This window comes from Acidihalobacter prosperus (genome assembly GCF_000754095.2).
GTDB classification, from domain to species: Bacteria; Pseudomonadota; Gammaproteobacteria; order DSM-5130; family Acidihalobacteraceae; genus Acidihalobacter; species Acidihalobacter prosperus.
Map to the genome: position 1 here is coordinate 505,101 of NZ_JQSG02000002.1, position 15,391 is coordinate 520,491.

Sequence of the window (15,391 nt, forward strand, 5' to 3'; positions counted from 1 at the left end):
ACACGCAACCCATTCGCAGCTTGCCAAGCATGGATAAATTCCGCCAAGAATGATTCAAGCCCAACAAATGATTTCGCATGAAAATCCATACCAATAAAAACACGCATGAAATACGCAGGAACAGCCGGCCGTTGAATAGGCATTGCGTCCCATGACAGCCCAGCCGTCAGGTCATTTCTGACCCATCAACATGACAACGGAGATCACGGTGAAAAAATTTACGTACGCCATATTCGCACTGCTCGGCCTATTGGCATTCGAGTCGCCGGCCCATGCCGCCCAGCTCACGAAATTCACGTTCGCGGGTGATTCATGGCCCGGTTTCGCCCCGATCTGGGTGGCGGAAAAGGAGCATTTCTTCAAGGGCATCGAATTCAAATACATCAACATGGAATCCGGCCGCGATGCGCTGCTGCTCGCAGGCAAGCTGGACTCCACCAACCTCAGCATGAATCAGGTCATTGAAAATTACCGGAAGGGTTACAAGACCCCCATCGTGCTGCCGATGGATTATTCCGACGGTGCCGATGCGATCCTCGCGGACAAGAGCATCAAGTCGGTCAAGATGTTCAAGGGTCAGAAAATCGCCCTGAACACGATGTCCTACTCCGAACTCCTGCTGCTGGGCGCGCTCAAGCACGCGGGCCTCAACCTGCATGATGTCTCCCAGGTCAACATGGAGGCCAACGCCGTCCCGACCGCGCTGATGTCGCACACGGTCAAGGTCGGCGTGACCTGGCAGCCCAATGTCAGCGTCGCACTGAGCAAGGACAAGAACGTCCGCGTGATCTTCTCGTCGCACGACGTGCCGGGGCTGGTGACGGACAACATCGTGTTCGCCGAGGGCTACGCCAAGGCGCACCCCATGGTCGTCAAGCACATCATCGAGGGCTATCTGGCGGGCTTGAAGTTCATCAAGACCCACCCGGAGGCCGCCTACAGGATCATGGGCGACAGGATGGGCGTGAGCCCCAAGCTCGCGAAGAGCATCTACCTCGGCGTGCACAACGTAACGCTGCCCGAAATGAAGACCATGTTCTCCGGCATGGGCGCCATGTCGTACAAGGTCAGCATCGGCGACGTGCTGCAGGTCATGAAATTCCAGAAGGAGGTACCCATGGCGTACAGCCCCGACTGGAAGATGTTCGTGGACCCGCATTACGTGGACGCCATGACCCACACGTCCTGACCGACGCGCAGGCGACCGCCCGACCGGACGGTCGCCTGCCACTATCGCCCAGATGCCCATACCGATGACGGATGCAGAATGGTCCCAGCGAGTCCGGCTGGCCGCGGCCTATCGGATCGCCGCGCTCGAAGGCATGGACGACGGCGTGTTCAACCATTTTTCCTGCGCCGTGCCCGGCGAACCGCAGCACTTCCTGCTCAAGCCCTTCGGGCCGCTGTTCTCGGAGGTCACCGCCAGCGGATTGATCAAGGTCGATGCGGAAGGACGCGTGGTCGCGGGCGAAGGCGAATGGGAACCGACCGCCTTCCACATCCACGCCCGCATCCATGCCGGCGTGCCGAGGGCGCGCTGCATCTTCCACACGCACATGCCCTACGCAACGGCCCTCGCCTCCCTGGCCGACATGCGCCTGCTGCCGGTCAACCAGAGCAGCCTGCGCTTCGTCCGCAGAACGGCCTACCTGGAAAATTACGGCGGCCTGGTGCTCGACGACGGCGAGGCGAACCGGATCGTGGAGGCGCTTGCCCGGTATGATGTCCTGCTGATGGCCAACCACGGAGTCACCGTCATCGGCGACGACATCGAGGGCTGCGTGTACGACCTGCATTACCTGGAATGGGCCTGCCGCGACCAGTACCTTGTGTATGCCTCCGGCCAGCCGCCTCGGTTGATTCCCGATGCCGTCGTCGCGCGCACCGCCGAACAGATGATCGAGGAGAAACGAATGGCCAAGGCGAACCACTTTGCCGCCATGCTGCGCCGTCTGGACGCCGTCAACCCAGGCTACGACCGATAGCCACGCCGGACACGCCTCTTCGCGGACGCTCGTCTGACGTGATTGATTCCGCTGACGTTTATTCCGAGAAAAACAACCTCCCGGTTGCGGCACCGCCGTCACCCGCTCGGCGTTCCCCGGCCGGTCCGTCGGCGTACTCGCGACCGTGCGCGTGGCCGGCCGTACAACACGATGCGCCGTTCGCCGCCATCGGCCATCCGGACCACGCCGCGGCGGCGCACGTCCTCAACGGGATATTGCGTGAACTGCGCGCCGCGAAGACGGCCTGATCAGTCATCGGCAGGCAGTCGGCCCAGACGTTCGTCGAACACCCAGAGGTAGGGGGCAAAGGTCTTTTGGGCGATGGCTTCGCTGGTCAGCCCGAAAGGTTCGGCTGTTGCCTCGGCATGGCGGCCGGCATCCGCGATGCGCCAGGGCCTGGAACCTCGGCAGCACGTGGTAGCCAGGGAATTCCACGGCGCCTCGGTCCAGCCAATGTAGCGAGTTTTCGTAGTCGCCGATATTGCGGTAGGACGAGCCAAGGCCGACATAGGCAGGCAGTCGGCGCGATTTGCGCAGGCCGAGGACCAGAGCCTGTTCGTACAGCGGGATCGCCTCGCTTTCCCTGCCCGCCTTGTCCAGGGCAAAGGCCGCATCCAGAATGTCGTCGGCGTCCATGGCGCTCCTTCCTGCCGCCCGGTTGCGGCTATTGCGTTTGGATGCGCCAGCGGGCGGAACATTGCGCTCGCGCGGTGCAGGCTTAGATGAAACCCAGCACCGCCCCTTCGATCGCGGCCTTGTCGATCACCTCGCCCTGGGTGACCGGCTTGTCGAACAGGGCCTGGATGCGCGCGGGGATGCGGGTACCGGCGCGCGCCGCAATGGCCGCGAGGGCGTCGATGTCGCGGGCCCCGGTCTCGCCGGTCAGTGCGTTGGCGATGGTCGGCGAGAACTTGGTCCACTCGGCGGTGGAGTAGGCGATGGTGACGAGCGGCCGCTCGCGGCAGGTGTCGTAGGCCTTGAAGCAGGTGGCGGTGTGCGGGTCCATGAGGTAGCCGCCGTCGAAGGTCTCGCGGATGTAACGCCGGCCCTCGTCGTCGTCGCACCAGTCGGCGGCGAAGATCGCCTGCAACCTGGCGAGTTCGTCGGCGGCAAGCTCGTAGTAGCGTTCCTCGTCCAGCTGCCGCATCAACTCGCGGGTGCGTTCGGGACCGTAGAGGTCGAACAGCACGCGCTCGACGTTGGAGGACTTGAGAATGTCCATGGCCGGCGAGCTGGTGGGGATCACGCCGCGGCTGCGCAGGTCGTAGCGGCCGTTGCGGATCAGTTCGGTGAGCACGTTGTTGCGGTTGGAGGCGATCAGGATCTTTTCCACCGGCAGCCCCATGCGCATCGCGTAGTAGCCGCCGAGGGCGTTGCCGAAGTTGCCGCTGGGCACGTCGAGGTAGACCTTGTCGCCGAGCGCGATTGCGCCCTGGCGCACCAGTTCCAGGTAACTGTGGATGTGGTAGATCTGCTGGAACACGATGCGTCCGAAGTTCACCGAGTTGGCGGCCGAGAGCAGGGTGTGCTTTTCCTTCAGCCTGGCGCGGAAGGTGTCGGAGCCGAGCAGGTTCTTGAGCGCCGACTGGGCGTCGTCGAAGTCGCCGTGGATGCCGATGACCTTCAGGTTGGCGGCGTCCTCGGTGACCATCTGCAGGCGCTGCACGTCGGAGGTGCCGCCGTCGGGGTAGAGACAGGCGACCTTGACGTTGGGCCGGTTCTTGAAGGTCTCCAGCGTGGCCGGGCCGGTATCGCCGCTGGTGGCGGCCATGATGAGATAGTGCTCGCCGCGACGCTGCGCCAGCGCCGACAGGATCGCACCGAAGGGCTGCAGGGCCATGTCCTTGAAGGCGCGCGTGGGGCCATGGTACAGCTCGCTGACGTAGAGATCGTCGCGCACCCTGACCACCGGAACCGGGTTGCTCGGGTCGTCGAAGCCGTCGTATAGGCCCAGCGCCTCGTCGATGAGGGCTGCATCGACGTCGAGCTCGAAGGCGGCGAGCACGTCGCGGGCGAGGGTCTTGTAGTCGCTGTCGAGGTGTGCGCGCAGGAATTCCAGGCCCAGTTGCGGCAGCCGTTCGGGCACGTAGATGCCGCCGAAGGACGACATGGGATTGAGAATGGCCTCGGAAAAGGCGACCCGAGCCGGACGCCGGCCGTCGTTGCCGCGGGTTTCGATGAAGTGCATGGCGGACCCTGGGGATATGACAAGCGCGCGATTATAACCGAGCCGCGAAACGCGCGTCCGGCTGGCCTGCCGCCCCCGCTCGGTGGCCGCGCATTGTGCACGGCTGATGCCCGCCTACGCCGTCACGCCCCCATGACGGCGGCGCGACTCAAGCGGCCGCAGGCAACCGCCGGGCGGGCGACAGCGCCTGCGCCAGTGCGCTGTCCTCGCCGTCGAACAGTTCGGCGAGCAGCTCGCCCGTCGTTGGCCCAAGGGTCAAGCCCTGATGGCCGTGTCCGAAGTTGAACCAGAGCCCTGGGTGCAGAGGCGCGGCGCCGACCACGGGTAGCATGTCCGGCATGCAGGGACGATGGCCGAACCACGGCTGCGCCTCGACCGGCTCGCCGAGCTCGAGAATCTCGCGCGCCGCCGCCCGGCCGCGTTCGAGTTGACGCGGATTGATGCTCCCGCCGCGCGCCACGATTTCCGCGCCGGTGGTCATGCGCAGACCCTGCTGCATCGACGACAGCACCACACCGTTCGCAACGTCCATCAAGGGGCGGTTCAATGGCGTCGGGTGTTCGAAATGGCGATGATAGCCGCGCTTCCAGACCATGGGCACGCGATAGCCGAAACGGGCCAGCAGATCCGGCGACCAGGGTCCCAGCGCGACAACGGCGGCGGCGGCCTCGAACGCGCCGCCGTCTCCGGGCACGCGCCAGACATTGCCCTGGCGTTCAAGCCCGGCGGCATCGCCCGTGACCAGTCGCCCGCCGCGCGCCTGGAATAGACGCACATAGGCCTCGACCAGCGCGGCCGGGTCGTTGGTCGACCAGCTGTCGGTCCAGTGCACCGCACCCGCCAAGGACTTGCGCAGCGCCGGCTCCTCGACCATCAGCGCGGCGCCGTCGAGCAGGCGCGAAGCGACGCCATAGGTCTGCCGCAACCGTTCCGCCTCGCGCGTCGCCCCATCAAAGGCCCGGGCCTCGCGATACACCTGGTAAAAACCGGCGCGGCGGATCAGCCCCTCCGCATCGGCCGCCGCGATCAACGGCGCATGGTCGTCGGTCGAACGGGCGATCAGCTGCGCGTAGGTCCGCGCAATGGCGCGATGCCGCGGCGTGGCCGACGCGCGGAAATAGGACCACAGGGCCGGCGCGAAACGAAACACGTCGCGCAAGTGATATGTCACGTCGTTGCTCTGGCCCGTCAGGTAGCGCCACAGGGTCGGCAGTTCACGCGGAATGGCGTACGGTTCCACGGCCTCCCGCTGAATCAGCCCCGCGTTACCGTAGCTCGTCTCCCGCCCAGGCTCGCGGCGGTCGACCAGCGTGACCGCATGTCCGCGTGCCTGCAGCGCGAGTGCCGTGCCGATACCCACCATACCGGCCCCGAGAACCAATACCTCGGCCATCCTTTCCACCCCGTTCAGCCCGCAAAATGGCATCATGCGTCGGCGGCAAGGGACAATTCAATCCTTGCGGCATCGCGCGGCCCAAGAGAACGGGCGCGCGATGCGTCTTATCGGTAGAATGCGCGCCATGAACACTCTGGAAATCGCCTGCAACGCCCTGGCCACGATTGGCCGCGAATGCCACGCGCGCGGCTGGGTGCCGGCCACGGCGGGCAACTTCTCGGCGCGGCTCGACAACGCGCGCATCCTGATGACCCGTTCGGGACGTCACAAGGGACACCTGGATTCAGGCGACTTCATGCGCCTGGACAGCCTCGGGCAACCGCTGGACGAAGGCACGCCGTCGGCCGAGGCGGGACTGCATCTGTCACTCTACCGGCGCTGGCCCGAGGTCGGCTGCGTGCTGCACACCCATTCCCCGCGCGCGACGGTGCTCTCGCGCCGCCGCGGCAAGCAGATTGCCCTGGCGGGCTACGAGGTACTCAAGGCCTTCGACGGCATCCAGACTCACGAGGCGGAAGTGACGTTGCCGGTATTCGACAACGATCAGGACATCCCCCGCCTCGGCGCGCGCGTCAATGCCTGGCTGGACCGCCACTCGATGCCGCCGGGCTACCTGATCCGCGGGCATGGTCTTTATACATGGGGCCGCGACATCGCCGCCGCCGAGCGCCATCTGGAGGCGCTCGAATTCCTGTTCGAGTGCGAATTGCTGGCCAATCGCTAGGAGCAAGCCATGAGCCGACTGAGCATCCATCCGCAGGACGCGTCCACGCCGCCGCGCGTCCTGACCGAATTCGACGACATTGCCGACGTGCTCGGCGGGGTCGGCGTCCGTTTCGAGCGCTGGGCCGCCGACGCGCCGCTGTCGCGGGGCGCCGGGCAGGAAGAAACCCTGGCCGCCTACCGCAACGACGTCGAGCGACTGATGACCGAAAGCGGCTACCGCTCGGCGGATGTGATCAGCCTGACGCCCGATCACCCGCAACGCGACGCCCTGCGCGCCAAGTTCCTCGACGAGCACACCCACGGCGAGGACGAAATCCGCTTTTTCGTCGAAGGCCGGGGGCTTTTCTACCTGCACATCGACGGGCGGGTGTACGGCGTGCTCTGCGAGAAGGACGACCTGATCAGCGTGCCCGCGGGCACGCCGCACTGGTTCGACATGGGCCCGCGCCCGCACTTCATCGCCATTCGACTGTTCGGCAATCCAGACGGCTGGGTCGCTCGCTTCACCGGCGACCCGATCGCGGAGCGCTTCCCTCGGCTTGAGGGCTGACGTCTTGATCCGCGCCGTCATCACCGACATCGAGGGCACGACCTCCAGCCTCGCCTTCGTCAAGGACACGCTGTTTCCCTACGCCGCCCAGGCTCTGCCGGATTTCGTCCGCCGGCATGGGGACGACCCGGAAGTCGCCGCGCTACTGGCCGAAGCGGCAGCGGAAGCCGGCGTGGAGCAGGGGCCGGCGGTCGTCGACACCCTGCTCGGCTGGATACGCGAGGATCGCAAGGCCACGCCGCTCAAGGCGCTGCAGGGTCTGATCTGGGCGGAAGGCTATGCCGACGGTCGCCTGCGCGGCCACGTCTATGCCGACGCCGCCCGCCGCCTGCGCGCCTGGCACGCCGCCGGACTGCGCCTGTACATCTACTCGTCCGGCTCGGTGCGTGCGCAGCAACTGCTGTTCGCGCATACCGCCTTCGGCGATCTCACGCCACTGTTCGACGGCTATTTCGACACCCGCATCGGCGGCAAGCGCGAAGCCGCCAGCTACCGCGGCATTGCCGCCGCACTGACACTGCCGCCGGCCGAGATGCTGTTTCTTTCGGATGTCTGCGCGGAACTGGATGCGGCGCGCGAGGCCGGTCTGCAGACGCGCCAGCTGCTGCGCGAAGGCGTCGATCCACGGCCCTGCGGACATCCCCAGTCGACCGATTTCGACGAGGTCGCGCGGGACCAGGCAGGCCTCGCCACCGTCAACGTATCGGCGGGCTAGTCACGGCCTCGTGCACGGCGACATCGCCGCCGCCCACCGCCTTGACCCGGTACATGGCCTCGTCCGCATCGCGGATGGCGGATTCGCTGCCCACGGACTCGGGGCCAAGCAGGCGCACACCGATGCTGGCGCCGATCTCGACCGTGACTCCGCGCGTCTCAATGGCTTCGCTAACCAGGCGGATCAGCTTGCGCGCGGCTTCCTCCGCCCTGACCCGGGCGATCGCGGCGTCCGGCGACAGCTGATGCAGCAGGACCACGAACTCGTCGCCTCCGAGCCGACTGACCAGATCCTCGCGGCGGGTCGCCGACAGCAGGCGCTGCGCGGTGACGATCAGCACGATGTCGCCGAATTCGTGGCCGTGGTTGTCGTTGATGGCCTTGAAGCCGTCGAGATCCACCAGCAGCAAGGCCCCGTAGGCCGGCGAACGTCGATAGCCCGCCAGCGCGCGCTCCAGGTAATCGGCCAGCAGGCGGCGATTGGGCAGGCGCGTCAGTGGATCGTGGTAGGCCAGATGCGTGACCTGGCGCAGCAGCGCGTCGTGCGCGGTGATGAACGGACGCACCACCCACAGATAGATCAGCGGGATCGATATCAGGCCCAGCAGCGCCGCATCGAGCAGGGTTTCCGTCAGCGAGTGGATGCGCAGCGGTACGATCGCGAGCGCCAGCATGATGGCGCCCTCCACCAGGACGATGATCAGCGAGATGCGCAGAATCACCTTACGAACGGTGAGCACCTCCGCAGCCACGGCCTGCCTGTGATCCGCACCGCCCCCTGTAGCCACCAAGCCGTCTCCCCTCGTCCGCGTGGAACCGCCCTTCCCGGCCAACTATAAACCAGCGTCAACCGCGCAACCCATCGGATAAGTTCGGGACGATCTCTACGAGGTCCGTTTCGCCGAAATCCACGCCGGCCTGGGACAACAGCGTCGTCACCTGCCCTCGATGATGCACCTGATGCAGGAACAAGTGCAGCAGGAGATCGCCCAGCAGGCGCACAAACGGCTCCCCCCGTGTGTTTTCATAGTGCAGCGGCAACTCCAGATCGGCCTCGCCAAGACTCGCGCACCAATCGCATAGCACGTCGTCAAGATGGCGCCGCACCGGAACGAGCGCCTCGAAAACGGGATAAAGACATTCATCGAGCGCCTGCGGCCGGGGCATCGACGACAGCGCATCATGCAAGGGAAGGCCAGCCTCGTGGCGGGAAAAACGCCCCAGCCAGAGCAGATCCCCCACCAGCAGATGGTTCAGAGTGCCGAGCACCGAGCCGAAAAAGGCGCCGCAGTCGGCATTCAGCGCCTCGACATCGAGCCGGGCACAGACCGCGTACTGCCGGGCGTTCATCAGGCGGTTGTAGTCGGCCAGCAGTCGCATCCGTTGCGTTCCCATCCTTGCCCCCAGCCGCCGCCCATGTCCGGGGCGCGTCACGCAAAGTGTAGCGCAGCGTGGTTGCGTCCCGCCGCAGGCTGCCGGATACTTGCCCGCCCGTTTCAACCGACTGGCGCAAGCCGATGCCGCCTACCGCCGCCATCCTGTCGGGGCTGCTCCTGACCGGGCTCATGCTGACAGGATCGATCCTCGCCTTTCGACTGGCCGCACGGCGACGCGCAGCGGCACGCGCCCCGCTGGCCGAGCGGCTCGACGCACTGCTGCCCCAGACGCAGTGCGGCCAATGCGGCTACCCGGGCTGCCGTCCCTATGCCGACGCCATCGCCGCCGGCGCGGCGGACATCAACCAATGTCCGCCGGGCGGCGAAGCGGGCGTACGCGCCCTGGCCCGCCTGCTCGACCGCGCCCCCAAGCCGCTCGATCCCACGCACGGCGTGACGAAACCGCGTGCCGTGGCGCGCATCGACGAAGCGGCCTGTATCGGCTGCACGCTGTGCATCCAGGCCTGTCCGGTGGACGCTATCGTCGGTGCCGCCAAGCGCATGCACACGGTGATCACAGCCGAATGCACCGGCTGCGAACTCTGTCTCCCGCCCTGCCCGGTGGACTGCATCGCGCTGCTGCCCGCCCCACCCGATGCCTGGCGCTGGCCGCACGCCGTCAGCCCGCACCGCCAGGCCCGCCAGCGCGCCGAGCGCGCACGGCAGCGTTACCAGGCACGGCAACGCAGGCTTGCCGCAGAACGGCTTGCGCGCGAGGCGAGGCTCGCGCGCAAGCGTCTCCCACCCGCGCCGGCGGCGGTGGCCGAAGATCCCAGGCAGACCGCCATCCGCGCAGCGGTCGAGCGGGTCAGAGCCAAAAAGGCGGCCATCAGGGCCGCCGCACGGCCGACGCCCCCGCAGGATCAAGACTGAGCCGCCGAGGATGTAATTCGGCAAACTCTGATATACTTCGGTGCCCTTGAAAGACCTTATGGTCGGCAGGGGCACGCCCCGCCGGCAGTCGAGATGCATGGCTGAAGCGACCGTTTCGAACATCCGACCGCAAGACCGCAGGCACTGCACCCAGGCCTCGTCGAACGGTCAGACCAACGGGGATTTTCCGGTCCGGCAGCACCGGACCGCGTGCGTCGTGGCGGGCTGCCACGATCGCGCAGAGCGTTCCCATAACGACATCGACGCATAGGAGAACCAGAGTATGTCCGGCCACTTTCCCTTCGCGGGTACCCGCGGCACCCGTTACGGCCTTGCCCCCCGCATGACCATCAGCGCCTTCTACGAGAAGCAGCAGTTCAACTACACGCTGCAGGAAGCCTATTACAAGTGGTGGTACGACTGGACCAAGGCCTTCGTCGAGCAGGATGCCGACCTCAAGGCAACCATGGGCGACCGCTTCAACCATTACCCCATGGGCCAGCATTCCGAGCACAGCTTCCATCTCAACGACCGTTACTGGGCGAGCTGCATGGACGACCTTGGCGCCTTCATCCGCAACACCGTCTTCCCCAAGCTGGACGACAAGGCCATGCACAAGCTGGAAGCGGATCACGACAAAATGCTCAAGGACCTCAAGGCCCGCGTGCAGGAAAGCGGCTACGAACCGGCCCCCGACGTCGGCCACTTCCGCCACGTCTGAGCCTGCCCGGGAATCGTGTTCCGCGCGTCCGATCAGGGCGCGCGGAACACGCAGCGGATGAACAACGACACCCGACGACAATTCTTCGAGCGCCTGCGCGCCGCCAACCCGGCACCGACCACCGAGCTGCACTTCAGCACGCCGTTCGAACTGCTGGTGGCGGTCGTCCTGTCCGCGCAGGCCACCGACAAGGGCGTGAACAAGGCCACGGCGCGGCTGTTCCCCGTCGCCAACACACCGCAGGCCATCCTCGATCTCGGGCTCGGCGGCCTCAAGGAGGCCATACGCACCATCGGCCTCTACAACGCCAAGGCCGAAAACATCATCAAGACCTGCCGGCTGCTGATCGAACGTCACGGCGGCGAGGTGCCGCGCGAACGCGCCGCGCTGGAAGCCCTGCCCGGCGTGGGCCGCAAGACCGCCAACGTGATCCTCAATACCGCCTTCGGCGAACCGACCATCGCCGTGGATACACATATCTTCCGCGTGTCGAACCGCACTGGCCTCGCGCCGGGCAAAAACGTGCTTGAGGTCGAGAAGCGTCTGCTCAAGGTGGTGCCACGCGAATTCCGCCAGGACGCCCATCACTGGCTGATCCTGCACGGCCGTTACGTCTGTACCGCACGCTCGCCCAAGTGCCCGAGCTGCACGGTCGCCGATCTCTGCGATAGCTGGCGCCGTGCGTCGCCGCATCGCGCACGCAGTGCCACCCCCTAGCGCGAACAGGCCTTAGCCACGCGCGCGCGTATCGAGCAGTTCCCGCGCCGCCAGGATCAGATCGCGCGGCACGAAACCAAACGGCGAGCGGCCGCCACCCGCCTCGCACCACGACCAGGCCGCACGCAAACCGTATAGCCAGATCAGCGCAGCATCGTGCCCGCCGAGGTCGCCCAGCACACGCCGCGGCAGCAGCCGGCGCGCCAACCGATCGAGCGCCTCGCCATCAGGTCCATTCGCCAGACCGGCGATACGCCGCAGTTCGAGCGCCATCTCGAGCCGCAGCCGCCGTCGTCGCCGCAAGCGGCGGGCGATGCGCACATAACGGTGCACCTGATCCAGCAAGGGCGCCTGGGCGTAATCGGCGACATCAAGGGTGGCCAGCCGCAGAAAGTCGCTCAGCCCGGAGGCCAGCGCGCGGCGTCCGCCCAGCGCGAATTCGGTGGATGCCGCGTCCAGCCGCAGAACCACCGTGACGATCCGCGGCCGTACAGACCGTGGCAGCCCTTCGCGGGCGTAGCCGGCTGCCTGAACCATGGCCGCGACGGCCAGCGCGCGATCTCGCATCGCCTCGTCGTCGCGGCGCCGGCCGCGCGCACCGTGCAGCCCTCCGAGCAAACCCAGCGAGAGCGCCGCGATCAGCAGCCGGCCCGGCAGATCCAGCAATGCAATCTCTCCTGCGCGTGCGTTGCAGGCGGGTACGAACCGGGCGGTGCCCCTGGCGGGCACCGCCCGGCATGCCGGCCTAGTCGCCGAGTACGGGCTTGCGATCGCCCTCGCCGTAGAAGGCGTAGGCTTCCTCGCCATGCACCGCATCGTCGCCGATCAGCAGGCTTTCCTCGTCCATTCGCAACGGCGTGATGAAGGAAATGATCTTGAGCAGCACCGCGGTCATGACGACATTGAGCACGATGATAAAGGCGGCACCGAGGATCTGCAGCAGGAACTGATGGAAATTGCCGTAGAGCCAGCCGCCCGGCGTGCTCAGCCCAAACGCCTTGCACAAATCGGGTGTCGCCAGGATGCCTGTGAGCAAACCGCCCAGCACCCCGGCGACGGCGTGAGTGTGGAATACACCAAGAGTATCGTCCACCTTGCGGAACAGACTCATACGCTTGCCCAGCACGTTCATGGTGAACCACGGCACGCTGCCCGAAACGAGGCCGATGACGATCGCCCCGTAACCGTTGACCACGCCGGCCGCCGGCGTGATCGCGACCAGACCGGTGATCATGCCCTGGATCGCGCCGATCACCGAAGGCTTCTTGAAGTACATCACGTCGATGATCGTCCAGGTCAGCAGGCTCACCGCGGTTGCGATATTGGTATTGAGCACGGCGACGCCGGCATCGGCGCTGGCCGAATAGGGGTCGCCGCCGTTGAAGCCGTCCCAACCCAGCCACAGCAGGCCGGCGCCGACCAGCGCCAGCAGGATATTGTTGGGCAGGAAGCTTTCACGGTCGCGCGGCAGGCGCGGCCCGATCATCGCCGCGGCCACGAAACCCGCGATGCCGGCCGAGAGATGGATCACGTAGCCACCCGAGTAGTCGATGACGCCCAGTTGCGCGAGCCAGCCGCCGCCCCACAGGCTGAAGGCGCCGACGCAATAGGAAAAGGTCAGCCACAACGGCACGAACAGCACCCAGGCCTTGAAGCTCATGCGCCCCAGCACCGAGCCGGCAAGAATGATCAGGGTGATCGCCGCGAACACGAACTGGAAGAAAATCATGGTCGCCATGGGAAACGCGGCCGTGGCGCCGGCGGCGGGTATATCCGCCTGCGAAAGTTCGTAATGCCCCATCAGCGCCGGCGACGGCATGCCCAGGAACGGCCAGAGCTTGGGGCCGAAGCCCATGTTGTAGCCCCAGAGTATCCAGGCCACCAGTACCGCCGCAAAGGCGTAAAGCGCCATGAAGGCGGAATTGATCGCCCATTTTTTCTTGACGATGCCGCCATACAGCACCACCAGTCCCGGCACGCTTTGCAAGCCGACGATCGTGGCCGCGGCAAGCTGCCACGCATTATCACCCGTATTGAGCCAATGACCCGCCATCTCTACGCTCCTTGTCCGTCATGAGTAGAAAATCGCGCTCGATCCAACGCGAAAATCGCCACTCAAACAGGCAATTTGCGTACCATTCAATAACCCCAAGCGGCCTCGCCAAACAAACATAATATATTGTTTTTTCTAATTAAATAAAGCGCAAATCCGGTGCAGCGAAACGCATGCGCGCACCCAAAAAATACATCCGAAATTTTTATTTATAAAAACTTATTCGGAGCCGGCCGGCGGGCTTCAGCCCACCCCGATGGCCAGTGCGCCCATCAACAGGCAGTAAACGGCATAGGGCCTCAATGCGCTCACTTCGTGGCCGCTGAACCAGCGCATCAGGAACCAGGTCGAGAGCCAGGCGAACACCCCGGCCAGCAGCCCTGCAAGCACGATGACGTGCAGCAGGCCGCCGGGTATGCCGTGATGCAACAGCTTCGGCACCTCGAGCACGCCGGCGGCGGCGATGATCGGCGTGGCCAGAAGGAAGGAAAAGCGCGCAGCAGCGGCGTAGTCGAGGCCGGCGCCGAGCCCCGCGACCAGCGTGGCGCCCGAGCGCGACATGCCCGGGATCAGTGCGACGGACTGGGCGACACCGATGAGTACGGCCTTGCGCCAAGTCAGGGTGCCGAGTCCGCCATCCGGCGTACGCCGTTTCAGGCTGTCGCCGATCAACAGCATGAGGCCATTGACCATCAGGAAGATGGCGGCAAGCTCGAACAGACCGAACAGACGGCTGATCTGATGATGCAGGGCAAGCCCGATCAATCCGGCGGGAATGGTCCCGACCACCAGCATCCAGAACAATCGAGCCTCCGCATTGTTCGCGCCTCCGCGCGCGCGCCACAAGCCGGCTAGCAGCTGCCACCAGTCGCGCCAGAAATAAAGCAGCAACGCCGAGGCCGTGCCCAGATGCAAAACCACGATGAAGGGCAGAAACCAGGGAGCATCGCGATCGAGCGGCCAATGCAGCATGCCCGGCACCAGAACACTATGCCCCAGGCTGCTGATCGGAAACAATTCGGTCACGCCCTGCAGGACGGCCATCAGAAACAGGTGCAGGCTGGAGGGTTCGGTCACGATGGTCTCTCGGCTGTCAAACGGTTCGCCAGTCTAGCGAAGCCCCGGGCGGCGGCAAAGCGTCGCGGATGACGATTTCGCAAGACTGCACCGACGCTCGGGACGCTTGAAGCTTTGCGCGGGCGCCAGCATAGTTGTGCCCCTGCGCGAGACAACATCAGGAAATGCTCATGGACCAATGGTTGGAAGGCCGTGTCATCGAGAAACGGCAATGGACGGACAAGCTGTTCACCCTGCGTATCGAAGCGCCCATGGATTCGTTCAAACCCGGACAGTTCGCACGCATCGCGCTAGACATCGACGGCGAGCGCATCGCGCGCCCCTACTCGTGCGTCAACACGCCCGACGAACCCTATCTCGAGATTTACTACAACACGGTCGAGAACGGCCCGCTGACCACTGCGCTGCTGACGGTCGACGTGGGCGACACCCTCTGGGTCGGTCGCGCGGCCTCCGGCTTCTTCACGCTCGACGAGGTGCCTGATGCCGAGAATCTGTGGATGATCTCCAGCGGCACCGGGCTTGGCGTGTTCATCTGCCTGCTCAAGACGGAGGCGACCTGGCAGCGCTTCACCAATATCCGCCTGATCCATGCCGTACGCCACGCGCAGGAACTGAGCTATCGGGAAGCCATCGACGGGTTTGCCGCCGCCCACCCCGGACGCTTCGACTATGTCCCTTTCGTCAGCCGCGAGTCTGCCGCCGAGACTCTTGAGGGACGCATCCCGCAGGCCATAGAGGATGGCAGGCTGGAGGCGCGGGCAGGCCTGCGCTTCGATCCGGAAAATACTCAGGTGATGATCTGCGGCAATACGGACATGATCCGCGACACCAGCACGGCGCTCAACGCTCGCGGGCTGCGCCGCAACCGACGCAGGGACCCGGGGCATATCACCACCGAGAAATACTGGTAGCCGGCCGGCGGCCCGCGCCG

17 protein-coding genes are annotated in these 15,391 nt (G+C 65.6%); 9 read left to right on the forward strand and 8 right to left on the reverse strand.

Features of this window, described 5'->3' with window-relative positions:
- The first annotated feature begins 208 nt into the window (after positions 1–208).
- Together THPRO_RS06425 and THPRO_RS06430 are read left to right on the forward strand one after the other, a co-directional pair.
- Positions 209–1,189: an ABC transporter substrate-binding protein gene (locus THPRO_RS06425; protein WP_161489940.1), complete on the forward strand. Its 981-nt coding sequence runs from the start codon at positions 209–211 to the stop codon at positions 1,187–1,189.
- Between the two features lie 52 nt (positions 1,190–1,241).
- Positions 1,242–1,985, forward strand: coding sequence for a class II aldolase/adducin family protein (locus THPRO_RS06430; protein WP_065089372.1), 744 nt, complete (start codon positions 1,242–1,244; stop codon positions 1,983–1,985).
- Positions 1,986–2,258: 273 nt separating this feature from the next.
- Here the strand turns inward: THPRO_RS06430 and THPRO_RS06435 are convergent, their stop codons facing one another.
- The 3 genes from THPRO_RS06435 to THPRO_RS06445 form a co-directional block, all read right to left on the reverse strand.
- Positions 2,259–2,642: a tetratricopeptide repeat protein gene (locus THPRO_RS06435; protein WP_082954484.1), complete on the reverse strand. Its 384-nt coding sequence runs from the start codon at positions 2,640–2,642 to the stop codon at positions 2,259–2,261.
- Positions 2,643–2,724: 82 nt separating this feature from the next.
- Positions 2,725–4,194: a threonine synthase gene (gene thrC / locus THPRO_RS06440; protein WP_038088525.1), complete on the reverse strand. Its 1,470-nt coding sequence runs from the start codon at positions 4,192–4,194 to the stop codon at positions 2,725–2,727.
- Between the two features lie 148 nt (positions 4,195–4,342).
- Positions 4,343–5,587: an NAD(P)/FAD-dependent oxidoreductase gene (locus THPRO_RS06445; protein WP_065089406.1), complete on the reverse strand. Its 1,245-nt coding sequence runs from the start codon at positions 5,585–5,587 to the stop codon at positions 4,343–4,345.
- Between the two features lie 127 nt (positions 5,588–5,714).
- On the opposite strand from THPRO_RS06445, the gene THPRO_RS06450 reads away from it, so the two are divergent.
- Genes THPRO_RS06450 through mtnC form a run of 3 tightly spaced genes read left to right on the forward strand, consistent with a single transcriptional unit; the run spans position 5,715 to position 7,581 of the window.
- Positions 5,715–6,314, forward strand: a complete 600-nt coding sequence (locus tag THPRO_RS06450) for a methylthioribulose 1-phosphate dehydratase (RefSeq protein ID WP_038088722.1) — start codon at positions 5,715–5,717, stop codon at positions 6,312–6,314.
- 9 nt (positions 6,315–6,323) lie between these two features.
- Positions 6,324–6,866, forward strand: a complete 543-nt coding sequence (locus tag THPRO_RS06455) for a 1,2-dihydroxy-3-keto-5-methylthiopentene dioxygenase (protein WP_038088528.1) — start codon at positions 6,324–6,326, stop codon at positions 6,864–6,866.
- Complete coding sequence (gene mtnC / locus THPRO_RS06460; protein WP_407922444.1) at positions 6,856–7,581, forward strand: acireductone synthase; 726 nt, start codon at positions 6,856–6,858, stop codon at positions 7,579–7,581. Before THPRO_RS06455 ends, mtnC begins: the two co-directional genes overlap by 11 nt.
- On the opposite strand, the gene THPRO_RS06465 is transcribed toward mtnC, so the two are convergent.
- The gene (locus THPRO_RS06465) at positions 7,562–8,368 is read right to left on the reverse strand and encodes a GGDEF domain-containing protein (protein ID WP_145930710.1); all 807 of its coding nucleotides are present in this window, start codon (positions 8,366–8,368) and stop codon (positions 7,562–7,564) included. The genes mtnC and THPRO_RS06465 overlap by 20 nt on opposite strands.
- A 58-nt stretch (positions 8,369–8,426) precedes the next feature.
- The gene (locus tag THPRO_RS06470) at positions 8,427–8,975 is read right to left on the reverse strand and encodes a DinB family protein (protein WP_038088531.1); all 549 of its coding nucleotides are present in this window, start codon (positions 8,973–8,975) and stop codon (positions 8,427–8,429) included.
- A gap of 122 nt (positions 8,976–9,097) precedes the next feature.
- On the opposite strand from THPRO_RS06470, the gene rsxB reads away from it, so the two are divergent.
- The 3 genes from rsxB to nth all read left to right on the forward strand — a co-directional run bounded on the left by rsxB (position 9,098) and on the right by nth (position 11,327).
- Entirely contained in the window at positions 9,098–9,889 is a 792-nt protein-coding gene (gene rsxB, locus THPRO_RS06475) for an electron transport complex subunit RsxB (RefSeq protein ID WP_201786948.1), read from the forward strand.
- A 283-nt stretch (positions 9,890–10,172) separates the two neighbouring features.
- The gene (locus THPRO_RS06480) at positions 10,173–10,610 is read left to right on the forward strand and encodes a hypothetical protein (protein WP_038088534.1); all 438 of its coding nucleotides are present in this window, start codon (positions 10,173–10,175) and stop codon (positions 10,608–10,610) included.
- 57 nt (positions 10,611–10,667) lie between these two features.
- Entirely contained in the window at positions 10,668–11,327 is a 660-nt protein-coding gene (gene nth, locus THPRO_RS06485; protein ID WP_038088537.1) for an endonuclease III, read from the forward strand.
- A gap of 12 nt (positions 11,328–11,339) precedes the next feature.
- On the opposite strand, the gene THPRO_RS06490 is transcribed toward nth, so the two are convergent.
- From THPRO_RS06490 to THPRO_RS06500, 3 genes are all read right to left on the reverse strand, one after another.
- Positions 11,340–11,993 carry a hypothetical protein gene (locus THPRO_RS06490; protein WP_065089373.1) on the reverse strand — a complete coding sequence of 218 codons (654 nt, stop codon included), beginning with the start codon at positions 11,991–11,993 and terminating at the stop codon, positions 11,340–11,342.
- Positions 11,994–12,072: 79 nt separating this feature from the next.
- Positions 12,073–13,380 (reverse strand): ammonium transporter, encoded by a 1,308-nt coding sequence (locus tag THPRO_RS06495; RefSeq protein ID WP_038088545.1) that lies wholly within the window; start codon positions 13,378–13,380, stop codon positions 12,073–12,075.
- A 243-nt stretch (positions 13,381–13,623) separates the two neighbouring features.
- Entirely contained in the window at positions 13,624–14,457 is an 834-nt protein-coding gene (locus THPRO_RS06500; protein WP_201786949.1) for an undecaprenyl-diphosphate phosphatase, read from the reverse strand.
- Between the two features lie 170 nt (positions 14,458–14,627).
- Between THPRO_RS06500 and THPRO_RS06505 the strand changes: the two genes are divergently transcribed.
- Complete coding sequence (locus THPRO_RS06505; protein WP_052064220.1) at positions 14,628–15,371, forward strand: ferredoxin--NADP reductase; 744 nt, start codon at positions 14,628–14,630, stop codon at positions 15,369–15,371.
- The last annotated feature ends 20 nt before the right edge of the window (positions 15,372–15,391 follow it).